Source organism: Variovorax sp. YR634 (assembly GCF_900106655.1).
Taxonomy (GTDB): Bacteria; Pseudomonadota; Gammaproteobacteria; order Burkholderiales; family Burkholderiaceae_C; genus Variovorax.
Genome location: NZ_FNOL01000014.1, coordinates 1 through 22,619 on the forward strand (window position 1 = coordinate 1; position 22,619 = coordinate 22,619).

24 protein-coding genes and 1 pseudogene are annotated in these 22,619 nt (G+C 67.6%); 13 read left to right on the forward strand and 12 right to left on the reverse strand.

Annotated features, from left to right (window positions below):
* The 4 genes and pseudogenes from BLV60_RS21585 to BLV60_RS21600 all read left to right on the forward strand — a co-directional run.
* Positions 1-198: pseudogene (locus BLV60_RS21585) on the forward strand (hypothetical protein); the annotation flags it as partial.
* Between the two features lie 426 nt (positions 199-624).
* Positions 625-969, forward strand: coding sequence for a hypothetical protein (locus BLV60_RS21590; RefSeq protein ID WP_093057336.1), 345 nt, complete (start codon positions 625-627; stop codon positions 967-969).
* Positions 959-1,669 (forward strand): DUF1826 domain-containing protein, encoded by a 711-nt coding sequence (locus tag BLV60_RS21595; RefSeq protein WP_176928864.1) that lies wholly within the window; start codon positions 959-961, stop codon positions 1,667-1,669. The genes BLV60_RS21590 and BLV60_RS21595 overlap by 11 nt, the downstream gene beginning before the upstream one ends.
* Before the next feature lie 25 nt (positions 1,670-1,694).
* Positions 1,695-2,210 (forward strand): PTS sugar transporter subunit IIA, encoded by a 516-nt coding sequence (locus BLV60_RS21600; protein ID WP_176928865.1) that lies wholly within the window; start codon positions 1,695-1,697, stop codon positions 2,208-2,210.
* A 36-nt stretch (positions 2,211-2,246) separates the two neighbouring features.
* Here the strand turns inward: BLV60_RS21600 and hpaI are convergent, their stop codons facing one another.
* From hpaI to BLV60_RS21620, 4 genes are read right to left on the reverse strand one after another with little or no spacing between them, the layout of a single operon-like run.
* A complete protein-coding gene (gene hpaI / locus BLV60_RS21605; protein ID WP_093057339.1) occupies positions 2,247-3,056 on the reverse strand; it encodes a 4-hydroxy-2-oxoheptanedioate aldolase in 810 nt (269 codons plus the stop codon).
* 41 nt (positions 3,057-3,097) lie between these two features.
* The gene (locus tag BLV60_RS21610) at positions 3,098-4,570 is read right to left on the reverse strand and encodes an NAD-dependent succinate-semialdehyde dehydrogenase (RefSeq protein WP_093057340.1); all 1,473 of its coding nucleotides are present in this window, start codon (positions 4,568-4,570) and stop codon (positions 3,098-3,100) included.
* Between the two features lie 31 nt (positions 4,571-4,601).
* Positions 4,602-6,125, reverse strand: a complete 1,524-nt coding sequence (locus BLV60_RS21615; protein ID WP_093057341.1) for a UxaA family hydrolase — start codon at positions 6,123-6,125, stop codon at positions 4,602-4,604.
* 55 nt (positions 6,126-6,180) lie between these two features.
* Positions 6,181-7,176 carry a tripartite tricarboxylate transporter substrate binding protein gene (locus BLV60_RS21620; RefSeq protein ID WP_093057342.1) on the reverse strand — a complete coding sequence of 332 codons (996 nt, stop codon included), beginning with the start codon at positions 7,174-7,176 and terminating at the stop codon, positions 6,181-6,183.
* Positions 7,177-7,306: 130 nt separating this feature from the next.
* Between BLV60_RS21620 and BLV60_RS21625 the strand changes: the two genes are divergently transcribed.
* Positions 7,307-8,239, forward strand: a complete 933-nt coding sequence (locus BLV60_RS21625; RefSeq protein ID WP_093057343.1) for a LysR substrate-binding domain-containing protein — start codon at positions 7,307-7,309, stop codon at positions 8,237-8,239.
* On the opposite strand, the gene BLV60_RS21630 is transcribed toward BLV60_RS21625, so the two are convergent.
* The gene (locus BLV60_RS21630; RefSeq protein ID WP_093057489.1) at positions 8,236-8,682 is read right to left on the reverse strand and encodes a universal stress protein; all 447 of its coding nucleotides are present in this window, start codon (positions 8,680-8,682) and stop codon (positions 8,236-8,238) included. The two genes, BLV60_RS21625 and BLV60_RS21630, sit on opposite strands and share 4 nt — an antisense overlap.
* 132 nt (positions 8,683-8,814) lie before the next feature.
* Between BLV60_RS21630 and BLV60_RS21635 the strand changes: the two genes are divergently transcribed.
* Entirely contained in the window at positions 8,815-9,168 is a 354-nt protein-coding gene (locus BLV60_RS21635; protein ID WP_093057344.1) for a FlxA-like family protein, read from the forward strand.
* Position 9,169: 1 nt separating this feature from the next.
* Here the strand turns inward: BLV60_RS21635 and BLV60_RS21640 are convergent, their stop codons facing one another.
* Positions 9,170-9,718 (reverse strand): MarR family winged helix-turn-helix transcriptional regulator, encoded by a 549-nt coding sequence (locus BLV60_RS21640; protein WP_093057345.1) that lies wholly within the window; start codon positions 9,716-9,718, stop codon positions 9,170-9,172.
* A 188-nt stretch (positions 9,719-9,906) separates the two neighbouring features.
* Here BLV60_RS21640 and BLV60_RS21645 point away from each other — a divergent pair, with 188 nt between their 5' ends.
* Positions 9,907-10,884 (forward strand): tripartite tricarboxylate transporter substrate-binding protein, encoded by a 978-nt coding sequence (locus tag BLV60_RS21645; RefSeq protein WP_093057346.1) that lies wholly within the window; start codon positions 9,907-9,909, stop codon positions 10,882-10,884.
* Positions 10,885-10,896: 12 nt separating this feature from the next.
* On the opposite strand, the gene BLV60_RS21650 is transcribed toward BLV60_RS21645, so the two are convergent.
* From BLV60_RS21650 to BLV60_RS21665, 4 genes are read right to left on the reverse strand one after another with little or no spacing between them, the layout of a single operon-like run.
* Complete coding sequence (locus BLV60_RS21650) at positions 10,897-12,063, reverse strand: mandelate racemase/muconate lactonizing enzyme family protein (RefSeq protein WP_093057347.1); 1,167 nt, start codon at positions 12,061-12,063, stop codon at positions 10,897-10,899.
* A gap of 35 nt (positions 12,064-12,098) precedes the next feature.
* Positions 12,099-12,800, reverse strand: coding sequence for an SDR family NAD(P)-dependent oxidoreductase (locus tag BLV60_RS21655; RefSeq protein WP_093057348.1), 702 nt, complete (start codon positions 12,798-12,800; stop codon positions 12,099-12,101).
* Complete coding sequence (locus BLV60_RS21660) at positions 12,790-13,761, reverse strand: Bug family tripartite tricarboxylate transporter substrate binding protein (protein WP_093057349.1); 972 nt, start codon at positions 13,759-13,761, stop codon at positions 12,790-12,792. Before BLV60_RS21660 ends, BLV60_RS21655 begins: the two co-directional genes overlap by 11 nt.
* 59 nt (positions 13,762-13,820) lie before the next feature.
* The gene (locus BLV60_RS21665) at positions 13,821-14,759 is read right to left on the reverse strand and encodes a dihydrodipicolinate synthase family protein (RefSeq protein WP_093057350.1); all 939 of its coding nucleotides are present in this window, start codon (positions 14,757-14,759) and stop codon (positions 13,821-13,823) included.
* Positions 14,760-14,867: 108 nt separating this feature from the next.
* Between BLV60_RS21665 and BLV60_RS21670 the strand changes: the two genes are divergently transcribed.
* Complete coding sequence (locus BLV60_RS21670) at positions 14,868-15,803, forward strand: LysR family transcriptional regulator (protein WP_093057351.1); 936 nt, start codon at positions 14,868-14,870, stop codon at positions 15,801-15,803.
* A gap of 5 nt (positions 15,804-15,808) precedes the next feature.
* On the opposite strand, the gene BLV60_RS21675 is transcribed toward BLV60_RS21670, so the two are convergent.
* A complete protein-coding gene (locus BLV60_RS21675) occupies positions 15,809-16,480 on the reverse strand; it encodes an RraA family protein (protein ID WP_093057352.1) in 672 nt (223 codons plus the stop codon).
* Between the two features lie 30 nt (positions 16,481-16,510).
* A complete protein-coding gene (locus BLV60_RS21680; protein WP_093057353.1) occupies positions 16,511-17,719 on the reverse strand; it encodes an aspartate transaminase in 1,209 nt (402 codons plus the stop codon).
* 171 nt (positions 17,720-17,890) lie between these two features.
* Between BLV60_RS21680 and nac the strand changes: the two genes are divergently transcribed.
* The 5 genes from nac (at position 17,891) to BLV60_RS21705 (ending at position 22,408) form a co-directional block, all read left to right on the forward strand.
* Positions 17,891-18,829, forward strand: coding sequence for a nitrogen assimilation transcriptional regulator NAC (gene nac, locus BLV60_RS21685; RefSeq protein WP_176928866.1), 939 nt, complete (start codon positions 17,891-17,893; stop codon positions 18,827-18,829).
* A gap of 136 nt (positions 18,830-18,965) precedes the next feature.
* Positions 18,966-19,394, forward strand: coding sequence for an acetyl-CoA carboxylase biotin carboxyl carrier protein (locus BLV60_RS21690; protein WP_093057490.1), 429 nt, complete (start codon positions 18,966-18,968; stop codon positions 19,392-19,394).
* Between the two features lie 13 nt (positions 19,395-19,407).
* Positions 19,408-20,760 carry an acetyl-CoA carboxylase biotin carboxylase subunit gene (gene accC / locus BLV60_RS21695; protein ID WP_093057355.1) on the forward strand — a complete coding sequence of 451 codons (1,353 nt, stop codon included), beginning with the start codon at positions 19,408-19,410 and terminating at the stop codon, positions 20,758-20,760.
* Positions 20,757-21,428, forward strand: coding sequence for a 5-oxoprolinase subunit PxpB (gene pxpB, locus BLV60_RS21700; protein ID WP_093057356.1), 672 nt, complete (start codon positions 20,757-20,759; stop codon positions 21,426-21,428). The genes accC and pxpB overlap by 4 nt, the downstream gene beginning before the upstream one ends.
* The gene (locus BLV60_RS21705; RefSeq protein ID WP_093057357.1) at positions 21,425-22,408 is read left to right on the forward strand and encodes a 5-oxoprolinase subunit C family protein; all 984 of its coding nucleotides are present in this window, start codon (positions 21,425-21,427) and stop codon (positions 22,406-22,408) included. The genes pxpB and BLV60_RS21705 overlap by 4 nt, the downstream gene beginning before the upstream one ends.
* The last annotated feature ends 211 nt before the right edge of the window (positions 22,409-22,619 follow it).

Sequence of the window (22,619 nt, forward strand, 5' to 3'; positions counted from 1 at the left end):
GTCGACTACAACGTCGGCGCGAGCTACGACTTCGGCAACGGCCTGTCGCTGACCGGCTCGGTGCAGGGCGCCAACAAGAAGAGCTCGTACCTCGCAGTGGCCAACCCGGGCGTCGACCTCAGCTTCGGCACCTTCGGCCAGACGACCTACTCGCCGAACAAGGCGCGCTTCATCCTCACGCTGACGAAGACGCTCTGATTCCAAGGCGACAGGCGGGCCGCGGCCCGCCTTCGTGCACACCATGCCTCCAGGAGAAACGCTCTGGTCCCGCGCTGCAGCGTGGGTTCGGGCTGCTCGCGCCTTGCCCGACATGAGCCTGCATTGGTCCTGCTGCGGCACGCCCATGCGCGATCCCGCGCAGGAGAGCCTGGAAAGCCAGGACGGCGCCGAAGTTCTCCTGGCTTCCTGCGGTCATTGCGGAGCGCGCTGGTTGAGCGTTGTTCCGCAAGAGGGCTGCCCGGGTTACTGGGAAATCTCTTGCTCGTCCACGGCCAGTTCCAGATCGGGCCAGCGCTGAAGCCAGCATATTTACGCGGCATTTCCACCGCAGGGTGCATTGTTTACACCGTTTTCACACGCGCCTGCCGATACTGACACCGTGTTCTTTTCCATTGCAGGAGTTTCATGGCTTACGCCGCTTATCGGGAATACGCAGGCACTGTGCGTGCCAAGAGCGAGACGGTTTTCAAGGTGCTCGACGTCACGGTGCCGTCGGTCGACGCGTGCCGCGTGCGGCGCGGCATCGCCGCATGCAAGGGTGCCGGCGTGCTGCGCTGCGAGCCCCTGATGCGTGTGAATGCAACGTGCGCAAATGGCGCTCCGCGCGCCCGCCTCATGATTCGTCTGCCCCTGGAGAGCTATGCCTCCGTGGTGCACTGTCTGCTCGAATGCGCGCCCGATGGCGAGATCGGCCACCTCACAAGCTGGCGCGAGCATCTCCAGCGTTGTGGTCTGGCCAATGGCGGCTGACCTGGAGAGCGTGGTCGCCGATGCGACGGCCGATTCCGGCAAGACCTTCGTTCGCGATTGCCTGAGTCGGCCAGCGCCCTTGCGGCTCCCGCCGGAGATCCTGCTCGGCCAGGACATCGACGTGCTCGAACGCATTCTGGAACCGGGCATCGACCTGGCGCTGTGGCGGCGCGAACCGCAGGCCCCGATTGCTGCATGGCTGGATGCCTTGCCTCCGGCCAGGCATCCCACGGTGCAACTGCAATTGCGCGCGGCCGATGTGGCGGTTGCGCTGCAGGCGGCATGCAAGACTTCCCGCACGCCGCGTGGGCCCGGGCGAGACGCTTTGCTGGCAGACATCGACATGCTCGCCACACGCTTCGCGCTGATCACTGGCAGCCCCCGGATGACCCTTACGCTGCAGGTTCGCGGCTGTGACATCGATGAAAACTGGCACCTTGACCATGCCGGGGTGCATCTGCTGTGCAGCTACAGCGGCCTGGGCACGGAGTGGGTGGCATCTCCGCACGCAGACACGGCACTGCGGATGCCGAAGTGCTTTACGGGACCTTTCGAGCGCATGCCGCTCCAGGCGGTTGCGCTCCTTCAGGGACGTGGGGTGGATGCGCAAGGCGGTGATCGAGGGCTGGTGCACCGTTCGCCGCAACTGCGCTACCTCGGGTCGCACCGCTACGTGTTGCGTCTGGACGAACTGCGGTAGATGCGCTCCAACCGGGCGCATCTTCATGAAATTCGAGGAAACGATTTCGATGACACACGACATCGCGCAGATTGCCGCTTGGCTGCAACCGCAGGACATCCTGTTCGACGCCGATGTCCGGGATCGAACGCACGCGCTCGAGCTTGTTGCGGCGACGATCTGCGGTGCTCGCGGCCTCGACCCGGCACCAGTCTTTCGCGCGTTGTGTCGACGTGAACAGGCTGGATCGACCGCCCTCGGCGACGGATTTGCGATTCCGCACGCACGCATCGACGGCATCGAACGGCCGATCACCCTGTTCATTCGCACCAGGCGGCCGATTGCCTTCGATGCCCCGGACGGCAAGCCGGTCTCCCAAATGCTGGCCATCACGGTGCCGGAGGACGGCGCCAAGGACGATCATCTGCAGTTGCTCGCGCTGATGGCCCGCCTGTTCTCCGAACATCGTTTCCGGGCGCAGCTCGATGGCGCGCAGGATGCGGCGGCGGTCGAGGACGCGTTTCGGGCGGGGACTGCGCGCGTGGCTTCTGCTTCCTCGTAGCGGGGGGTTCTCTATCTCGCTAGCTGCCGCCGTGACTCAGTACGCCCCGCGCGATTCAGGCGGCACAGGAGTAGAAACCGGCGCACCGAGGAAGTCGGCCGCCAACTTGCGCGCGGCGCCCGCGTACAGCAGCACGTCAACGCCCACGGCGACGAAGGTGCAGCCGAGTTCGAGGTAGCGGCGCGCCAGCTTCGGATCGGAGGTCAGCGTGCCGGCGGCTTTGCCTGAGGCCACGATAGTCCGCATCGCACCTTCGATGGCTGCCTGCACCTCGGGGTGGCCGGGCCGGCCGCGATGGCCCATCGAGGCCGCGAGATCGGCCGGGCCGATGAACACGCCGTGCACGCCGTCGACCTCGCAGATCGACGCGAGGTTGTCCAGCGCCTGCACCGTCTCGGCCTGCACCAGCAGGCAGACTTCGTCGTCGGCTGCGTCGAGGTAGTCGGTGCGCGCGCTCCACTGCGACGCGCGTCCGACTGCGCTACCCACGCCGCGAATGCCGCGCGGTGGATAGCGTGTGGCAGACACCAGCGCACGCGCCTGCCCGGCGGTGTCGACCATCGGCACCAGCAGGTTCTTCGCGCCGATGTCGAGCAACTGCTTGATGAGCGCGGTGTCGCCCTGCACGGCGCGCACCACCGGCTGGGCCCGATGCGGCGCCACCGCCTGCAGCGCGGCCAGCGTCGAGCGCAAGTCGTTGGGGGCGTGTTCGCCGTCGATCAGCAGCCAGTCGAAGCCGGCGGTTGCGCTGACCTCGGCCATGTACGGATCGGCCATCGAGAGCCAGAGGCCGACCTGCGGCTGGTTTGCGGCCAGGGCCGCCTTGAAGGGGTTGTGAGCGGGCATGTGGGATCTGTCGAAGAGTGGTGATGGATGGGCGCCGGCCGTCAGTCCAGCTGCCCCTGGCACACGTACTTGGTGTGCAGGTAGTCGTCCAGCCCGTGGACCGAGCCCTCGCGGCCGTAGCCCGAGTCCTTCACGCCGCCGAAGGGCGCGGCCTCGGCTGCCAGCGCGCCTTCGTTGATGCCGACGATGCTGGTCTCCAGCGCATCGGCCACGCGCCAGATGCGGCGCACGTCGCGTGAATAGAAATACGCGGCCAGGCCGAAGGGCGTGTCGTTCGCCTGCGCGATCACCTCGGCCTCGTTCGAGAAGCGCGTCAGCGGCGCGACCGGGCCGAAGGTCTCTTCGCAGGCGCAGGCCATGGTGGCGTCTGTATCGGCGAGCACGGTCGGTGCGAAGTAGTTCGAGCCGAGCTCGGGCAGTCGTGTACCGCCGGTGAGCACGCGCGCGCCACGCGCCACCGCGTCCTGCACATGGCGCTCGATCTTCTCGACCGCGCGCGCATTGATCATCGGCCCGATCTGAGAGGCCGCGTCGGCGGCAGGTCCGACGCGCAATGCCGCCACGCGTGCAACCAGCAGTTCGGAAAAACGTTCGTGCACTGCCTCATGCACGAAGACGCGGTTCGGGCACACGCAGGTCTGGCCGCCGTTGCGGAACTTGGCGGCCATCAGGCCTTCCACCGCGGCCTCGATGTCTGCATCTTCGAACACGATGAACGGCGCATTGCCGCCGAGTTCGAGCGACAGCTTCTTGAGCGTGTCGGCCGAACGGCGCGCGAGGTGCTTGCCGACGGGCGTGGAGCCGGTGAAAGTGATCTTGCGCACGCGCGCATCGTCGAGCCAGGCATCGACCACTTCGGGCGTGCGCTCGCGCGATGCGGTGACGATGTTCAGCACGCCCGGCGGTACGCCGGCTTCCGCGGCAAGGGCCACAAGCGCGAGCGAAGTCAGCGGCGTGTCCTCGGCCGGCTTGCACACCACGGTGCAGCCCGCGGCAAGCGCCGGCGCGATCTTGCGCGCGATCATCGCGGCCGGAAAATTCCACGGCGTGATCGCCGCGACCACGCCGACCGGTTCGCGCAGCGCGAACATGCGCCGGCCCGGTACGGGCGCCGGAATGACGTCGCCGTTGGCGCGTGTGGCTTCCTCGGCAAACCATTCGATGTAGCTGGCCGCATAGGCAACCTCGCCGCGGCCTTCGGCCAGCGGCTTGCCTTGCTCACGCGAGATGAGCCGGCCCAGGTCTTCCTGGTGCGCGAGCACAAGGTCGTTCCAGCGCTTGAGGATCTGCGCGCGCTGCTTGGCGGGTGTTTTGCGCCAGGCGGGAAAGGCGGCATGCGCGGCATCGACGGCTGCGTGCGCGTCGATTGCGCTGGAGTCGGGTACCTGCGCGATGAGGGCGCCGGTGGCCGGATCGGTCACATCGAGCGTGCCGCCGGAAGCGGAGCGCAACCATTCGCCGGCGATGAAGTTGGCCGTGCGTTGCAGGTCGGGGCGCGAAAGGGTCAGGGGCATGGAGAGAAGGAGAAAGGGGGAAAGAAGGCAGTCAGCTCACGATGCCCAGGTGCCAGGGCACGAACTCGTGGTCGCCCAGTCCGAGCGTCTCGCTCTTGGTCGGCTCGCCCGAAGCGTGGCGCAGGATCTGCTCGAAGATCTGCTGGCCCAGTTCGGGCACGGAGAGTTCGCCGTCGATCACCACGCCGCAGTTGATGTCCATGTCTTCCTCCAGGCGGCGAAACATCGGCGTGTTGCTCGCGAGCTTGATCGTCGGCGCGGGCTTGCTTCCGAACATCGAGCCGCGTCCGGTGGTGAAGCAGATCAGCTGCGCGCCGCTGGCGATCTGCCCCGTTGCGGCCACCGGGTCGTAGCCCGGCGAATCCATGAAGACGAAGCCGGGTTCCTCGATCGGCTCGGCGTATTCGTACACCGCGCGAAGCGGCGTGGTGCCGCCCTTCATCGCAGAGCCCAGCGATTTCTCGAAGATGTTGGCCAGTCCGCCGGCCTGGTTGCCGTGGCCCACCACGCCGTTGAACTGCGCGTTCTGGCCGGCCGCGTAGCGCTCCCACCAGGCCAGCCGGTCGAGCAGCTTCTGCCCGACCTCGGGTGTTACGGCGCGGCGCGTGAGCATGAATTCCACGCCGTGGATCTCGGGCGTTTCCGACAGGATGGCTGTGCCGCCGTGGCGCACCAGCACGTCCATCGCCGCGCCGAGCGCGGGGTTGGCGGTGATGGCCGAGAAGCCGTCGGAGCCGCCGCATTCGAGCCCTATCTTCAGATGGTGCGCGCCGACGCGCGTGCGCCGTGCGGCATTGGCCTCGGGCAGCATTTCTTCGATTGCGCGGATACCGGCCTCGATGGTCTGGCGCGTGCCGCCCACTTCCTGCATCACCAGCGTGCGCATCAGGCGGCCCGCTTCGAGCCCTTGCGAATCGACCAGCGCATCGACCTGGTTGCGTTCGCAGCCCAGGCCGACGATCAGCACGCCGGCCAGGTTCGGGTGGCGCGCATAGCCCGCCAGCGTGCGGCGCAGCACGTCGAAATGCTCGCTCGGCGACGACATGCCGCAGCCGCTGGTCTGCGCGAAGGCGGCCACGCCGTCCACGTTGGGAAAGGCGGCCATGCGCTCGGGCGTGAAGTGCGCGGCGATGCGCTTGATGACCGTGGCCGAGCAGTTCACCGACGACAGGATACCGATGAAGTTGCGCGTGCCGACGCCGCCGCCGGGCCGCTCGAAGCCCATGAAGGTCGCGCGTTCGGCAACCGGCACGAAGTCCACCGGGCGCACGTCCTGGCAGAAGGCCGGGTCGCGGTAGCTGTCGACCAGCGTGAGGTTGTGGCTGTGCACGTAGTCGCCAGCCTGCAGGTCGCGCGAGGCTACGCCGATCACCGTGTCGTACTTCTTCACTTCCTCGCCGGCCGCGATGGCGCGCGACGCGATCTTGTGGCCGGCGGGAATCTGCGCCCTGGCGCGCACGCCGAACTCGGCGATCGTTTCGCCCAGGGCAATGGCGCTCTTGGCGACCAGCACGTTGTCGTTCGAGTGCAGGCGAAGCAGGGGACTGTCGTTCATGGCGTGGCGTGGGGTTGCTTCGAGCAGGTTCGGATGCCGGTGGGCGAGGGCTTCATCAGCCCTTTTCCATCAGCTCCTTGAGGTTGAGCTTGCGGATCAGGTCGGTCTCTTGCCGGTACACGGTCTGCACGTACTTCTGGTATTCGGGGCCGTCCTGGTACATGACCGGTGCATCGATGCTTTCCGCCACCTTGCGGAACTCTTCGCTGTTGACGGCCGTGCGGAACGCATCGCGCAGCCGCTTCTCGACTGCGGCAGGCAGGCCCTTGGGCGCACCGATGCCGTTGGGCGCTTCCACCACCACGTCGAAGCCGAGCTCCTTGAGCGTGGGCGTGTCCTTGAAGCGCGGCGTGCGCGCCTCGCCCCAGGTGGCGAGCAGGCGCAGCTTGCCGCTTTCGACGTGCGGCGCCCACGAACTGCTGTCGGCCAGCATGTCGACCTGTTCGCCCAGCACGTCCTGCAGCGCGGCCGAGCCGCCCTTGTAGGCGATGGCGTTGAACTTCACGCCGGCGGCCTGCGCGAACTGCTCCATGCCCACGTGCGTTGCGCCGCCGATACCGGCGTGTGCGTAGGTGACGGTGCCGGGATGGGCCTTGGCCTGCGCCACGGCGTCGCGCAGCGACTTGAACGGCGAGCGTGCCGGCACTGCGATGCCGAAGGTCTGGCCCGAAGTGCGCGCGAGGTAGGTGAGGTCTTTCAGCGGATCGAGCTGCACCGTGCCGATCTGGGAGAAACGCGTGACCGAAATCGGTATCTGGCCGATCGTGTAGCCGTCGGGCCGAGCCGAGGCCAGCGCCTTGGTGCCGATCATTCCCGAGGCACCTGCGCGGTTCTCCAGCGCAATGGGCTGCCCGAGTTCGCGTGCGGCGATCTGGCAGATGATGCGCATCGACCGGTCGGCCGTGCCGCCCGCGGGCCACGGGCAGATGAATGTGAGAGGGCGTTCGGGGTAGTCGGCGGCCAGCGCGCGAGCGGGGGCGGTGGCGAGAGCTGCGGCGCCGAGGCCGCCCAGCACGAGCTGGCGCCGCGCCATGTTGCGAGGGGTTTTCATCGTTGTCTCCAGAAATCGTTGTTCGGCAAGCAAGGCGGATTCTTCCGGAGACAATCATTGCCATCCAATGAAATAGCGGACTCTCTTCATGAGCTCCAGGTTATGAAGAAGAAAGCCCGCTCAAAGCGCCATGAGCCAGATCGATCGCGTTCTTCGTTCCAACCTCAAGCTGCGTCATCTGCAACTGCTGGTGGCGCTGGATGAGTTTCGCCACCTGGGGCGGGTCTCGGAGTTTCTTTCGATCACGCAGCCGGCCGTTTCGAAGATGCTGGCAGAGATCGAGCGCATGTTCGATCTGAAACTGTTCACGCGCTCCACGCGCGGCACCGAGCCCACGCCCTTCGGCGTCACGGTGGTGCGCTTTGCGCGCTCGGTGCTGGCCGACTACCAGCGCACGCGCGACGAGATCGACGCCGTGGCCAGCGGCGGCGCCGGCCGCACCAGCGTGGGCGCGATGGTGGTGGCGACGCCGAGCCTGCTCGTCAAGGCCATCCAGCAGCTCAAGAAGCAGTCGGCACTGACCACCGTGATGGTGGAAGAGGGCGATCTCACGCGCTTGCTCCCCCGCCTGCGCGTGGGCGAACTCGACCTGATCGTCGGACGGCTGGAGCCCGGCTATGCCTCGCCGGACCTGGAGACCGAAGCCCTCTACACGGAGCCGATGTGCATCGTGGTGAGCCCCGGCCACCCGTTGGCGGAGGCTTCCAGGCCAAGCTGGAAGATGCTCGCCGAGCTGCCCTGGGTGGTGCCCCCGCCGTGGGCTTCATCGCGCTCGAAGCTGGCCCAGATGTTCTACAAGCACCGCCTCGTGCCGCCGGCGGACATCGTCGAGACAGCGTCGTTTCTTGTCACGCTGTCCGTCATGCATGAGCGGCCGGCCGTGGGGTTCCTCGCGCGAAGCGTCGCCCGGCACTTCGCGAAGCAGGGGCAGGTGTGCATCCTGAAGATCAACGTGCCGATCGAGCTTCCGCCGGTGGGCATCATCACGCTGCGGGGGCGCTCGCAGACGCCCGCCAGTCAGCTACTTATGGAATGCCTGCGAAAGGTCGCGCCGCCGCGTTAGCGCAGCACCAGCACCGGAATGTGCGAGTGCGTCAGCACGTGCAGCGTCTCGCTGCCCATCAGCAGGCGCGCCAGGCTGCGCCGTCCGTGCGAGGCCATCACGATCAGGTCGCACTGCTGGTTCTTCGCGGTCGTGATGATGGCCTCGGCCACCTGGTTCGACTTCATGACGATGGCCTGCGGATTGCGAACGCCCTTGGCGACCGCAGTGGCCACGACCTTGTCGACCAGTTGCTGCGCGGCGCGGTCCGTATGCTCCTGGGAGGCCTGGATGTCCCGCTGGCTCAGCATCATCGAGCCTTCGAAGTAGCCGACCGGCTCGATGTGCGCGACGGTGACGCTCACCAGTTCCGCGTTGGTCAACAGGGCCAGGTCGATGGCGGCGTTGACCGCTTGCTCCGACAGCGCGGAGCCGTCGGTTGCGACAAGAACACGCTTGTACATGGCAGGCTCCTTGGCCCCCGGCACCGCGGGTGCCCTCATGTTCAGTCTAGTTCGCGATTGCGGTCATGCAAGGCCCTTCATTTTTCGCCCGAACTGCCGATAACCCTCTTGAGGACACAACAGGGGACCCAGATGCTGAATGCCATCGCTGCGACCGGCAGCGCCAGAAGCGGGGGCGACGTCAACGCCGAGCTCGCGAAGATCCAGCGCCAGATCACGGCAACGCAGAAGCAGATCGCGAAAACGCAGGGCCAGCTGCTCGGCACGCCCGAGGGCGACGCGCGCGATGCGATCCGGCTGCAGCTCGAAGCGCTGGCGGCCCGGCTTGCCATGCTGCAGCAGCAGATGAACGCGCTGCGCACGGCCAGCGTCCAAAAGAGCGCGATGGCTTCAATGGAAGAGAGCAGCAGCGGCAGCAGCAGCACATCGCAGCGCGCCAACGCTGGTAGCACTTCGATCGGCAGCATGCTGGACGTGAAGGCCTGACTCAGCCTCCGCGTTCCGGCCACCGGTGCCGCGTGCCCCCCGAGCGCCGGTCCGCCTTCTCCATGACAACGCCCTGCACGAGCAACTGCTCTCCGCGTTGCTCCAGGTGCTGCAGGCAGCGAAGAAAGACATCGAGATCCGCAGGCTCGATGCCTTCGAGCAATTCGGTGTTCAGCCCCGCGATCCGGGGAAACAGCCTGCCGAACAACTGCTGGCCTGAAGCGCTCAGCCGCACGTGCACTTCGCGGCGGTCCTGAGCGTCCTGTCGCCGCACCACCAGCTTTTTCTCGACGAGGCTGCGCAGTCCGCGCGAGGTGCGCACGCGGTCCAGGTGCAGGTGCGTGGCCAGCGTCGACGCAGTCATCTCGCCCTCCTGCGCCAGCGTGGCGATCATTCCCCACTCGCGGCGCGTGATGCCGAAGCCTCCTTCGACCAGGCGGGTCGCCATGCCGTTGCCCGAGCGCATGGCTCGCGCCAGGCGGTACAGCAGCAGGTCGTTCAGGGAACGGGGCGCGCGCAACGCTGCTGCATCGGGAAAAGCTTGTTGCATACGTATGAAAAATGGGATGGGGAGTGTGGTTCGCCCGCCTCGGAGCACTGGTAGTTGATTAGATCAACTGTTTGCCCATACGTATAAACCGGTAACAAATTTGAACGAACGGAAACAGTCTTGGCGCGCGATTTTCGCCGTGAAAACTCGCGCGCCCCCGTTCACGACAACCGCTCGCAGGAGATCCGATGCCCGCATTCCTTTCCAGGCGCAAGCTCATCATGGCGTGGGGCATTGCCCTGGCCGCTTGCGCTCCCATGGTCCACGCCCAGGCGCTGGACGGCGGGCCACTCACCCTCGTGGTCGGCTATGCGCCGGGCGGCAGCACCGACCGCATCGCGCGCCTGATCGCCGAGCGGCTGACGCCCAAGCTCGGCGTTCAGGTGAGCGTGGAAAATCGTCCGGGCGAGGGCGGCCGGCTCGCGGCCAAGGAAGTAAAGCGCGCCCCCGCGGGGCAGAACGTGCTGATGCTCGGCAACCCCGCCGTGATGGTGGTCGCGCCGCTGGTCTTCAAGGACGCGGGCTATGACCCCGACAAGGACTTCGTGCCCGTGTCGCAAGTCAGCAGCTACGACTTTGCGCTGGCGGTCGGCAACAAGCTCCAGCTCGACCGCGCGATGTTTCTCGTGAGCCGGCTGTGGGCACATCCGGAAGAGGCGATTTTCGGCGTGCCTGCCACTGGCAGCCTGCCTCACTTCTTCGGCCTGATGGTGGGCGATGCGCTGAGCGTGCAGCCGCAGATCAAGGGCTACGGCGGTTCGGCGCCTCTGGCGGCCGACCTGAGCGGCGGCAGCCTGCCCATTGCCATCGACACGCTCGATTCGCTCTATCCCCAGCACGTGGCCGGCAAGATCCGCATCCTGGCCACCTCGGGCAAGAAGCGCGCGAGCTTCGCGCCCAACATTCCCATCTTCCGCGAGGCCGGCATGAAGATCGATGCCGACGGCTGGAACACCTTCTTCGCGCCCAGCACCATGCCGAACGCCAAGGTGCAACTGCTGGCCAACGCGATCCGCGACGTCATGAAAGACCCGGGCCTGCAGAAGGCGGCCGACGCGCTCTACATCACGCCCGTGATCAGCAATGCGGCCGAGACTGCGCAGATGCTGAAGGCCTTTCGTGCGCAATGGGAGCCAGTGGTCCGCCGCTCCGGCTTCCAGCCGTGAGACTTTCTTTCGTCAGCTCGCAAGCGCCCGCATCTCCGCAATGAGATCGGCCTTGCCCTCGAAGCCGATGCCCGGCAGCGGCGGCAGCGTGACGTAGCCGTTGTCCACCTTCACGCCATCGGGGAAGCCGCCGTAGGGCTGGAACAGGTCGGGGTAGCTCTCGTTGCCGCCGAGCCCGAGGCCGGCCGCAATGGCGAGCGACATCTGGTGGCCGCCGTGCGGAATGCAGCGCGAGGGTGACCAGCCGTTCTCCTTCAGCATGTCGAGTGTGCGCAGGTACTCCACCAGCCCGTAGCTCAGCGCGCAGTCGAACTGCAGCCAGTCGCGGTCGGGCCGCATGCCGCCGTGGCGGATGAGGTTGCGCGCGTCCTGCATCGAGAACAGGTTCTCGCCCGTGGCCATGGGGCCGGCGTACACCTCGCCGAGCTTCGCCTGCAGCTCGTAGTCGAGCGGATCGCCGGCTTCCTCGTACCAGAACAGCGGGTACTGCGACAGCGCGCGGCCGTAGTCGACGGCGGTCTTCAGGTCGAAGCGGCCATTGGCGTCCACCGCCAGTTGCTGGCCGGGGCCGAGGATCTTCAGCACCGACTCGATGCGCTCGCAGTCTTCGGCCAGCGTGGCGCCGCCGATCTTCATCTTCACCACCGAGTAGCCGCGCTCAAGGTAGCTGGTCATCTCGCGTTGCAGGCCTTCCACGCCCTTGCCGGGGTAGTAGTAGCCACCCGCTGCGTAGACGAACACGCGCGGGTTCGGCGTGCCGTTGCCGTAGCGCTCGGCCAGCAACTGGTAGAGCGGCTTGCCCGCGATCTTGGCGGTGGCGTCCCACACGGCCATGTCGATGGTGCCCACGGCCACCGAGCGCTCGCCGTGGCCGCCGGGCTTCTCGTTGATCATCATGCGGGCCCAGATCTTGTGCGGATCGAGGTTGTCGCCGGTTTCGTCGAGCAGCGACGCGGGCTCGGCTTCGAGCAGGCGCGGCAGGAAGCGCTCGCGGATCAGCCCGCCCTGGCCATAGCGGCCGTTGGAGTTGAAGCCATAGCCGATGACGGGCTTGCCGTCGCGGATCACGTCGGTGACCACGGCCACGAGGCTCAGGGTCATCTTCGAGAAGTCGATGTAGGCGTTGCGGATGTCCGACTTGATGGGACGGGTGGATTCGAGGATGTTGACGATTTTCATGGTCGGATTCGGGGGATGGAGAAAGCAAAAGACGTTCAGCGGTGCAGCGACGAGCCGCCGCAGATGGCGACGTCCTGCCCCGTGATGGCCGCCGCTGGCGGCGACAGAAGAAAGCCCACGAGCGCAGCGATTTCCTCGGGCTGGATCAGCCGGCCGATAGGCGGCATGCGCGGCGCGCTGCCCGCGCGGGCCGGGTCCTGCAGCATCGAGGTTTGCGTGGCGCCGGGCGACACCACGTTGACGGTCACGCCCTGGGCCGCGACCTCCGCGGCCCAGCTGCGCGCGAGCGCGATCAGCGCCGCCTTGGTCGCGGCGTACTGGCCGCGCCCGGGCAAGCCCTGTGCGACGCGGCTGCCGACGAACACGACGCGGCCGTGTCCGCGCGCAGCCATCGCGGGCACGAGGGCATCGGCCAGCCGCGTGGCGGCGTCGACGTGCAGGCGCCACATGAGTTCGCCGCCTGCGTGGTCGAGCGAGCCCAGCGGGCCGACGCGCAGCACGCCGGCCGCATGCACCAGTGCATCGGCGTTCTGGAGCGCGGAGGCCGTGCGCGCGATGGCGTCGGCATCGCACAGGTCGGCGGCTACGTGCACGAAGCCCGCGTGAGACAACGTGGGTGCGGCCAGGTCGAGCCCGCTCACGCGCCAGCCCGCTTCGAGCAACTGCGACGCAATGGCGCGGCCGATGCCTCCGCTGCTGCCCGTCACCACTGCATGCGGGGCAGCCTCATTCGACATGGATGTTGCCCTCCACGATGATCTTCTTGGAGCGCGCCATGTCGTCGGCCTGGAACTTCACGAAGTCTTCGACACTGCCCGGCGTCAGCAGCAGGCCCTGCGCATTCAGCGTCTCGCGCATGTCGGTGCCCAGCGCCTTGTTGACCTCGGCGTTCAGCCGCTGCGTGACGGCGGCTGGCAGCTTGGCAGGCCCCCACAGGCCGTACCAGCTGTAGAACTCGTACCCCGGAATGCTCTCGCCCACCGTGGGCACGTTCGGCAGGCTCGCGGCGCGCGTGGCCGAGGTCACGGCAATCACCTTCACCATGCCACTCTTGTGGTACTGCAGCGAGCCGAGGATGGGGTCGATGAAGCCGTCGATCTGCCCGCCGATCAGGTCCTGGAACGCGGGCGCCGTGCCCTTGTACGGCACGATCAGGTAGTCGAGCCCGCCGCCCGCGCGCTTGAGCAGTTCGGTCGACAGATGGCCCGCCGATCCGATGGAGCCCACCGCGAAGGTCATCTTGCCCGGGTGCGCCTTGGCGTACGCAATGAGCGACTTCACGTCCGTCACAGGCAGGTTCTTGTTGACGGCCACCGACAGCGGCGCCTTGGCCACCAGGGCCACGGGGGTGAAGTCTTTCACCACTTCGTAGGGCACGGCCTTCATGGTCATCGGCGCCGTCGTGAAGGTCGAGGCGTTGAACAGTAGCGTGTAGCCGTCGGCCGGCGCCTTCGACACCACGTCGGCGCCGATGACGCCGTTGCCGCCCGCGCGGTTCTCCACGATGAAGCTTTGGCCCGTCTGCTCGCCGAGCTTCTGCGCCAGCAGGCGGCCGATGGTGTCGAGCGTGCCGCCCGGCGGAAACGGAATCACCATGCGCACCGGGCGACTGGGCCAGGTCTGGGCGAAGCCGGCGGTGGATGCCGCGGCCAGCGCGAGGGCGGCCAGCGTGGCCCGCAGGAAATGGTTGCGTTGCATGTCTCTTGTCTCCTTGTGTTTTTTCATCGGGGCATCGCGGGTGTCGCGGCCCCGTGGGCTCAGCGCTTCGACAGGCCGGCCTGCTGCACGGCGGCGTGCAATGCATCCATCTCGCGCGCATTCGGCGCTTCCGTTGGCGGGCGCACGGTGGCGTTGTCGAGCACGCCGGCCAGGAACATGCCGCCCTTCATGCGCGCGTGCGCCTCGCCGGTCGGCTCGCCGCCGCCGTACACCGCATCTTTCAGCGGCGTGATGAGCGCCTGCACCGCCATCGCCTTCTTCAAATCGCCGGCCTTCACCGCGTTCCACAGGTCGATGATCAATTGCGGAATGAAGGTCGCGAAGCCGACCAGCGCGCCGTCCACGCCCTGCACCATCGAGGCCAGCAGGTACTCGTCGTGGCAGGTCAGGATGGCCTTCGATGCATCGGCCTCGCGGATCGCCTGGATGTCGCGGGCGTACTTGTTCATGTCGCGCTGGCCTACCTTGAAGGCCTGCAGGTAGGGCAGGCGCGCCAGCTCGGCCAGCAGCTGCGACGAGTAAGAGGCGCGCGTCCAGGCCGGGTACACGTGGCAGACCAGGTCCAGCTCCGGCGCGGCGCGGTGGATGGCCTCGAAGTACTGCAGCGCATGGCCGGGCGTGAAACCGAAGCGCAGCCAGTGGTGCGGCGGCATCACGTCGAGCGCCACCGCGCCGGCAGCCTGCGCGGCGCGTGCATGCTCGGCAGCCTCGGCCAGGCCTTCGCACACGATCGAAGAAATCACCGGCGTGCGGCCGCGCAGCTCGTCGGCGACGATGCGCGTCACCTCGGCGCGCTCCGAGGGCGTCAGCGAAAACACTTCGCCGGTGTGGCCATTGGTCATGATCGCCACCACGCCGTCATGGCCGGCCAGCCACGAGGCCAGCTTGCGCAGCGCCGGCTCGTCGATGCGGTGGTCGGCCGTGAAGGGGCAGGAAATGGCGGGGATGATCCCGCGATAATTCGCGATGGAAGGCATGCTGTGTCTCCGTTGTGGTTCAAGGTGCAGGAATGGGTGCATCTTTTGCCGGCGGGGCGCGAGCCGTCCAATACTCGAATCGCATACAACTATTCAACTGCGCTGCGCATGGGCCCCGGCAACCGACCCCTCGACCTCGAATGGCTGGAAGATTTCCTGGCCCTGGCCGAGTCCGGCAATTTCTCGCGTGCCGCGCAGGCGCGCTCCATCGCGCAGCCCGCCTTCAGCCGCCATATCCGATCGCTGGAGGAGTGGGTGGGCGTCGACCTGTTCGACCGCAGCGGGCACCCCACCGCGCTCACGGCGGCGGGCAAGCGCTTTCAGCCCCTGCTGCAGGAAGTGCTCGCCGGCCTCGAAGCCGCCCGCATCAAGGCCCGTGCCGCGCATGACCTGGATGCCGCCAGCCTGAGCTTCGCCGCCACGCACGTGCTGTCGCTCACCTTCTTCCCGCGCTGGCTGGGCAGCGTGGAATCGCGCCTGAGCATGGGCCCGATCCAGACCGTTTCCGACAGCTCGTACGCCTGCGAAGACCTGATGCTGCAGCGCCGCGTGCAGTTCGTGCTGTGCCACGGACACGCAGGCGCGCCGGGGCGGCTCGACGACACCGGCTACCCCGTTCAGCGATTGAGCGAAGACGTGCTGGTGCCCGTGAGCGCGCCCGATGCAAATGGCGCTCCGTTGCATGCGCTGGGCGCAGGCCAGTCGCCTTCCGTGCTGGCCTACAGCGATGCCTCGGGACTGGGCCGGATCATGCGGGCCATGCAGGACAGCGAATTCGGCAAGGACTTCGCTGCGTCGCTGTCGATCGTTTTCACGGCCCACCATGCCGCGCTGCTGCGCACCATGGCACTCGAAGGCCGTGGCCTCGCATGGCTGCCGATGAGCCTGGTGGCCGAAGACCTGCGCAGCGGCACGCTGGTCGACGCCGGCGCGGGTGGCTGGCGCGTGCCGGTGGACATCCGGCTGTACCGCCAGCAGGCGCACATGGCGCCGGTGGCGGAAGCGCTGTGGGCGCTGGTCAGCGGCGGCGCCTCAGGCGCCTGACCGCTTCAATTGGCGCAGCGTGCCTCGAGAGCATCGAGGAACGAGCGGTCCCAGCGTCCTTCCTTCATCGCCTGGATCGTGCGCGCTTCCGTCTCCAGGTGCGCGCGAGCCTTCTCGATCAGCAACTCGGCCTCGTCGGGGGAGAAGGCCAGCAACCCGTCCTGGTCGCCCACCACGATGTCGCCCGGGTTCACGATCATGCCGCCGACCGACACCGGCACGTTGATCTCGCCGGGGCCGTCCTTGTAGGGGCCGCGATGGTTCACGCCGCGCGCATACACCGGGTAGTCGCGCTCGCGGATCTCGGCCACGTCGCGGATGGCGCCGTCGAGCACCAGGCCCGCGGTACCGATGGTCGCGGTATAGAACGACAGGATGCCGCCGATCACGGCGTTGGTGATGTCGCCGCCCGCATCGATCACCAGCACGTCGCCGGGCCGGCAGAACTCGAAGGCGCGCATCGGCGTGAGGTTGTCGCCGCCGCGCGTCTTCACGGTGACTGCCGTGCCCGCCATGGTCTTGTGTCCGGGGCGGTGGTAGGGCTGCAGGCCGACGCTACCGATGTTGCGGTGCAGGTTGTCGCTGAGCGCGGCCACCGGAATGTCCTGCAGCGCGGCGATGATGGCCGGCGCCACTTGCAGGGCCGACGGGTTCTTGCGGATGGCTTTGTAGGGCATGACTGGTCCTTGTGAGTTCTTCGGCGCGCGTCAGCGCAGTGCGGCCACTGCACGGGCGATGCGCGTGCAGCCTTCTTCCAGCGTCTCGATCGACGTGGCAATGGAAAGACGGAAGTAGGGCGACAGGCCGTACGCGGTGCCCGCGACCACGGCAACGCCTTCGCTTTCGAGCAGGTACATCACCACGTCGCCGTCTTCGTTCAGGCGCTTGCCTTCGGGCGTGGTCTTGCCGATGAGGCCGCCGCAGTTGATGTACAGGTAGAAGGCACCGGGCGGCGTGGCGCAGCTGAGGCCGGGAATGTCGTTGATGAGCGCCAGCGTGCGATCGCGCCGCTGCTTGTACACGGCCACGCTCTCGGCCACGAAGCCCTGGTCGCCATTCAATGCAGCAGCCGCGGCCGCCTGGCTCACCGAGCAGCAGTTGCCGGTGGACTGCGACAGCAGCGTGTCCAGCGCCTTGATCAGGTCCACCGGGCCGGCCGCATAGCCGATGCGCCAGCCGGTCATCGCATAGGTCTTGGAGACGCCGTTCACTATCAGCGTGCGATCGCGCAGCGCGGGCGCCTCCACAAGCAGGTGCGGCGTCGCCTCGCCGTCGAAGCGGATGTGCTCGTAGATCTCGTCGGTCATCACCATCACGTGCGGATGGCGTTCCAGCACTTCGGCCAGCGCGCGGTATTCTGCGGCCGTGTAGCTCGCACCGGTCGGGTTGCTCGGCGAATTGATCAGCAGCCAGCGCGTGCGCGGCGTGATGGCTGCCTCGAGCTGCGCGGGCGCGAGCTTGAAGCCCTGGGATTCGGGGCAGGCCACGGTAACGGGCGTGCCTTCGCAGGCGAGCACCATGTCGGGGTACGACACCCAGTAGGGTGCGGGAATGATCACCTCGTCGCCCGGCTCCAGCGTGATCGCAAAGGCGTTGTAGATCGCGCTCTTCGCGCCGCTGGTGGCGATGATCTCGTTCATCGCATAACGCAGGCCGTTCTCGCGTTCGAGCTTGGCGACGATGGCTTCGCGCAGCTCCACCGTGCCCGCCATCAGCGTGTAGCGCGTGGCGCCGCGCTCGATGGCGGCGGCCGCGGCCTGGCGGATGTGGGGCGGTGTGTCGAAGTCGGGCTCGCCCACCACGAGATTCACGATCGACTTGCCCTGCCTGCGCAGTTCGTTGGCGCGGTCGGCGGCCGAGGTGCTGGGCGAGGGCTTGATGCGCCGCACGCGGGCGGCAATGCGGGACATGGTCACATGACTTCCTGTTCTTGCTGTGCAGAGGCTTGCATGGACCGAACGGTACGCACATCGAACAGCCGAGGCCAAGACGACTTTTCACTGGTTGTATAGGCGCAGCTTATGGTGAGCCCTGATACCGGCTGTGCAGGGCCGGTGCTAGGCTTGGCTTTTGCTTGGGGACAAGGCGTGAACCTGCGACGCCTCAAATATTTCGTGAAGATCGTGGACATCGGCAGCCTGACCCAGGCCGCCGAGGTCCTTTTCATCGCCCAGCCCGCGCTGAGCCAGCAACTGGCCACGCTCGAGGGCGAAGTGCGCCAGCAACTGCTGGTGCGCACCAAGCGCGGCGTGACGCCCACCGAAGCCGGCAAGGTGCTGTACCGCCATGCGCAGATCATCCTGCGCCAGTGCGAGCAGGCCCGCGTCGACATGGAGGCGGCCGGCGAAGGGCTCTCGGGCCAGGTGTCGGTGGGGCTCGCGCCCGGCACGGCCGCATCGGCGCTGTCGTTGCCGCTGCTGCGCACCGTGCGCGCGCGCCACCCGGGCATCCTGCTCTACCTGAACGAGAACTACGGCACTACGCTGAGCGAGCTCATCATGAACGGCCGCATGGACCTCGCCGTGCTCTACGGAGACAAGGCCATCCACGGGCTCACGTTCTTGCCGCTGCTCAAGGAGCCGCTGTTCCTGGTCGGCCCCGCATCAATGCCGGCGCCCTCGCAGCCGGTGAAGCTGGCCGACCTGCGCGACATCGAACTCTTTTTGCCGCGCCCGTACAACGTGGTGCGCAAGTTGGTGGACGCGGCCTTCGTGCGTGCGGGCATGGTGCCGCGCGTGGTGGCGGAGATCGAATCGGCCTTTACCCTCACTGCGGCCATTGCCGACGGGCTGGGCGCCACCATCCTGCCGGCGTCGATGGCGCGCGAGGTGGTCGCGAGCTGCGGGGCCTGGCAATTCCCCATCGTCGACCCGGTCATCGAGGCGCCGCTGGCGCTGTGCCAGTCCGACCACCTGCCGCTGTCCGAGCCCGCGCAGGCAGTGAAAGACATCCTGCTCGAACTCGTGGTCGACCTGGCCCGCACTGTCGCATCGACGCCTGAACCCGAGCTCGCCGCCTTGTCTTGAGCTGATGGGCCGTCCGTCATAAGGCGCCCTTATCCCGGCACAGCCAATCCGTCTTTGGCTTCGGGCCCGCGGCCCGTTACCTTTCATGCATGCCGTCACGCGTTCGCGGAATGCGTCGGCCATCACAGCCATCGGCATGAAGCAGGAACAGATCAAGACGCTCATCGACGCTTTGGCCGCATCGGACCTGGCGGAACTGGAGTACAGCGAGAACGGCAGCACGCTGCGGCTGGTGAAACTGTCGGCGCTGGGCGTCGCAACTGCCGTGCGAAGCCCGTCCGCTGCACGGAAGGCTCCGCGACAGGCTTTGGAAGAAACAACCGCGGTGGCCAACGCCGAATGCCTTGCACCGCTGTTCGGCGTGGTGCACCTGCAGCCCGCGCCCGGCGAGCCGCCCTTTGTGCAACCGGGGCAGGCTGTGGAAGCCGGCCGGCTGCTGTGCGTGATCGAGGCGATGAAGATGTTCAACGAAGTCCGCTCCGATCGTGCAGGCACCGTGCAGCAGGTGCTCGTGCATTCGGGCCAGGAAGTGGAAGCAGGGCAGCCCCTGTTCCGCTTCGGATGAGGAGGCACGCGCGATGTTCGACACCGTGCTCATTGCCAACCGGGGCGAAATCGCCTTGCGCATCCAGCGCGCCTGCCGGGGCCTCGGCCTGCGAACGGTGGTCGTGCACTCCGAGGCCGACCGCGACGCGATGTACGTCGCGCAGGCCGACCAGGCGCTGTGCATCGGGCCGGCAGCGCCGAGGCTGAGCTACCTCAACCAGTCCGCCATCCTGTTCGCCGCCGAGGTGAGCGGCGCACAGGCCATTCATCCCGGCTACGGCTTTCTCTCGGAGAACGCGGGCTTCGCCGCGCGTGTCGAACAGGCCGGCCTCGTGTTCGTCGGCCCCAGCGCTGCCTGCATTCGCACCATGGGCGACAAGGTCTCGGCCAAGCGCGCGATGCGCAAGGCCGGCGTGCCCTGCGTGCCCGGTCCCGACGAGGCGCTGCCGGACGACCCGGCCGCGGTGCTGGCCCTGGCGCGCGACATCGGCTATCCGGTGATCGTGAAGGCCGCGGGCGGGGGCGGCGGGCGCGGCATGCGCGTGGTGCACGAAGAGGCCGCGCTGCTCGACGCCATGGCGCTCACGCGCGAAGAAGCGCGCCAGGCCTTCGGCAACCCCGAGGTCTACATCGAGAAGTTCCTGCTGCATCCGCGGCATGTCGAGATCCAGGTGCTGGCCGACAGCCACGGCAACGCCGTGTGGCTGGGCAGTCGCGACTGTTCGCTGCAGCGCCGCCACCAGAAGGTGATCGAGGAGGCGCCCGCGCCCGGCATCGACGACGCGCTGATGGCCGAGGTGGGCGAGCGCTGCGCGGCCGCGTGCCGGCAGATCGGCTACTGCGGCGTAGGCACCTTCGAGTTTCTCTACGAGAAGGGTGCGTTCTATTTCATCGAGATGAACACGCGCCTGCAGGTGGAGCACCCGGTGACCGAGATGACCACCGGCATCGACATCGTGCAGCAGCAACTGCGCATGGCGCTCGGCGAGCGCCTGTCGCTGGCGCAGGCCGACGTGCGCTGCCAGGGCCATGCCATCGAGTGCCGCATCAATGCCGAGAACCCCGACACCTTCGCTCCCGCGCCTGGCCGCATCACCGGCTGGCAGGTGCCTGGCGGCTTCGGCGTGCGCGTCGATTCGCACGCGGGCGCCGGCTACCGTGTGCCGCCGTACTACGACTCGATGATCGCCAAGCTCATCGTGCACGGCGACACCCGCGCCGATGCGCTCGATCGCATGCACCTGGCGCTGGCCGAGACGCATGTGGAAGGCATTGCCACCAACGTGCCGCTGCACCGCGCGCTGCTGCGCGACGACGGCTTTGCCGCCGGCGGCGTCGACATCCATCACCTCGAACGCTGGCTGCAGCAAAGGAGCGCAGCGTGAGCGCACAGGCATCCCGTACCGAACCGTCCATCAGTCTTCTGGGCACCACGGCGCTGCTGTTCGAAGCGCACGGCGACATGAACCTGCCGTCTCAGCAGCGCATCTGGGCCCTGGCGCACGAAGCCGAGAGCTGGCCCGAAGTGCGCGAGGCCGTGCCGGGCATGAACAACCTGATGCTCACCTTCACGCGCGCGCCGCGCCATCTCGATGCGCTGTGCGAGCGCCTGTGCAACGCCTGGAGCGCGGCCACCGCCGTGCCGCGCGAAGGCCGCGTGGTCGAGCTTCCCGTGGTCTACGGCGGCGAGGGCGGCCCGCACATGGCCGACGTGATGGCGCACACGGGCCTGAGCGTCGAGGCCATCGTCGAGCTGCACAGCGCGCCGCTCTACCCGGTGTATGCGCTCGGCAGCCATCCCGGCTACTGCTATCTGGGCGGCATGGACCCGCGCATCGCCACGCCGCGGCGCAAGACGCCGGTGCTGAGCATCCCGGGCGGCGCGGTGTCGATCGGCGGCGCGCAGACGGGCGTGTCGGCATCGGCCGGCCCCAGCGGCTGGAACACCATCGGCAGCACCTCGATGGTGTTCTTCGACCCCGCGCAAGATCCGCCCGCCATGCTGCAGCCGGGCGACATGATCCGTTTTCGCGTGGAGGGCATCGTCCGATGATCGAAATCCTTTCATCCGCCGCGCTCGCCACCGTGCAGGACCTGGGCCGCACCGGCAGCCTGCGCTGGGGCGTCGGCACCTCGGGCGCCATGGACAACCTCGCGCTGGCCGCTGGCAACCTGCTGCTGGGCAACGCGCTTGGCGCGGCTGCCATCGAGGTGCCGGTGTTTCCGTTCAAGGTGCGCTTCGAGGAAGACTGCGCCTTCGCACTGACCGGCGCCGATTGCGCAGCCAAGCTCGACGAGCAACCCCTGCTGCCCTGGTGGGTGCATCAGGCACGCGCCGGCCAGGTGCTCACGCTGGGCCTGCCGCAAGGCGGTGCGCAGCGTGGCAGCCGCGCAGTGTTGTGCGTGGCCGGCGGCATCGACGTGCCCGAGGTGCTGGGCTCGCGCAGCACCCAGCTGCGCGGTGCCTTCGGCGGGCATGAAGGGCGCGCACTGCGCCGTGGCGACGTGCTCCGCGCAGTCGATGCAGGCAACGTGTGCCGCACCGGGTTCGGCCTGGTGCCGCCCGCGCTCGCACTGCCGCTGGAGCGCGATGGCGTTGTCGCCGTACGTGTGCTGCCCGCTGCCGAGTACCTGGCCTTCGAGCCGACTTCGCGCGAAGCCTTCTGGGCCGGCGAATGGAAAATCACCTCCCAGAGCGACCGCTACGGCTACCGGCTCGACGGCGAGGCGCTGCGGCCCATTGCACCGATGGAACTGCGCTCCCACGGCATCGTGCCCGGCGTGATCCAGGTGCCGCACAACGGGCAGCCCATCATCCAGATGCGCGACGCCCAGCCTTCGGGCGGCTACCCCAAGTTCGGCACCGTGATCGAGGCCGACATGTGGCGCCTCGGCCAGGCGCCCATCGGCAGCCGCATGCGCTTCATCGAAACCACCTGGGACGAAGCCCTGACCGCACTCGACGAAGTGCGCGCGTGGCTCGACAAGGTGGCGCGCGTGGTGGCTCTTCATCGGGGGGCGCCTCGTGTTTGAGCGTTGTTGTCGTTCGGGGCGCGATCACGCCGACGGGGTACCTTGCTCCGCGAATGTCCCCCGGCCTGCGGCCTCCTCCTTTATTTCGCTGGGCAAGGCACCCCATCGACGTGATCGTTGGACTGAGCGCAGGTTGATCCGCCGAACGCCAGCAGCGTGCCTCGTGCACAGGGCGTCGGGTGCTCCCCGCAGCGAAATAAAGGAGGAGGGC

What these genes read in the sequence shown, in the direction of transcription:
- BLV60_RS21690 (WP_093057490.1), top strand. Translation starts at nt 18,966, where the DNA reads ATGAAGCAGGAACAGATCAAGACGCTCATCGACGCTTTGGCCGCATCG.
- BLV60_RS21600 (WP_176928865.1), top strand. Translation starts at nt 1,695, where the DNA reads ATGAAATTCGAGGAAACGATTTCGATGACACACGACATCGCGCAGATT.
- BLV60_RS21650 (WP_093057347.1), bottom strand. Translation starts at nt 12,063, where the DNA reads ATGAAAATCGTCAACATCCTCGAATCCACCCGTCCCATCAAGTCGGAC.
- BLV60_RS21670 (WP_093057351.1), top strand. Translation starts at nt 14,868, where the DNA reads ATGGGCCCCGGCAACCGACCCCTCGACCTCGAATGGCTGGAAGATTTC.
- BLV60_RS21705 (WP_093057357.1), top strand. Translation starts at nt 21,425, where the DNA reads ATGATCGAAATCCTTTCATCCGCCGCGCTCGCCACCGTGCAGGACCTG.
- BLV60_RS21665 (WP_093057350.1), bottom strand. Translation starts at nt 14,759, where the DNA reads ATGCCTTCCATCGCGAATTATCGCGGGATCATCCCCGCCATTTCCTGC.
- hpaI (WP_093057339.1), bottom strand. Translation starts at nt 3,056, where the DNA reads ATGCCCGCTCACAACCCCTTCAAGGCGGCCCTGGCCGCAAACCAGCCG.
- BLV60_RS21630 (WP_093057489.1), bottom strand. Translation starts at nt 8,682, where the DNA reads ATGTACAAGCGTGTTCTTGTCGCAACCGACGGCTCCGCGCTGTCGGAG.
- BLV60_RS21640 (WP_093057345.1), bottom strand. Translation starts at nt 9,718, where the DNA reads ATGCAACAAGCTTTTCCCGATGCAGCAGCGTTGCGCGCGCCCCGTTCC.
- BLV60_RS21610 (WP_093057340.1), bottom strand. Translation starts at nt 4,570, where the DNA reads ATGCCCCTGACCCTTTCGCGCCCCGACCTGCAACGCACGGCCAACTTC.
- BLV60_RS21645 (WP_093057346.1), top strand. Translation starts at nt 9,907, where the DNA reads ATGCCCGCATTCCTTTCCAGGCGCAAGCTCATCATGGCGTGGGGCATT.
- BLV60_RS21660 (WP_093057349.1), bottom strand. Translation starts at nt 13,761, where the DNA reads ATGCAACGCAACCATTTCCTGCGGGCCACGCTGGCCGCCCTCGCGCTG.
- accC (WP_093057355.1), top strand. Translation starts at nt 19,408, where the DNA reads ATGTTCGACACCGTGCTCATTGCCAACCGGGGCGAAATCGCCTTGCGC.
- BLV60_RS21655 (WP_093057348.1), bottom strand. Translation starts at nt 12,800, where the DNA reads ATGTCGAATGAGGCTGCCCCGCATGCAGTGGTGACGGGCAGCAGCGGA.
- BLV60_RS21635 (WP_093057344.1), top strand. Translation starts at nt 8,815, where the DNA reads ATGCTGAATGCCATCGCTGCGACCGGCAGCGCCAGAAGCGGGGGCGAC.
- BLV60_RS21590 (WP_093057336.1), top strand. Translation starts at nt 625, where the DNA reads ATGGCTTACGCCGCTTATCGGGAATACGCAGGCACTGTGCGTGCCAAG.
- BLV60_RS21625 (WP_093057343.1), top strand. Translation starts at nt 7,307, where the DNA reads ATGAGCCAGATCGATCGCGTTCTTCGTTCCAACCTCAAGCTGCGTCAT.
- BLV60_RS21615 (WP_093057341.1), bottom strand. Translation starts at nt 6,125, where the DNA reads ATGAACGACAGTCCCCTGCTTCGCCTGCACTCGAACGACAACGTGCTG.
- BLV60_RS21620 (WP_093057342.1), bottom strand. Translation starts at nt 7,176, where the DNA reads ATGAAAACCCCTCGCAACATGGCGCGGCGCCAGCTCGTGCTGGGCGGC.
- BLV60_RS21595 (WP_176928864.1), top strand. Translation starts at nt 959, where the DNA reads ATGGCGGCTGACCTGGAGAGCGTGGTCGCCGATGCGACGGCCGATTCC.
- BLV60_RS21675 (WP_093057352.1), bottom strand. Translation starts at nt 16,480, where the DNA reads ATGCCCTACAAAGCCATCCGCAAGAACCCGTCGGCCCTGCAAGTGGCG.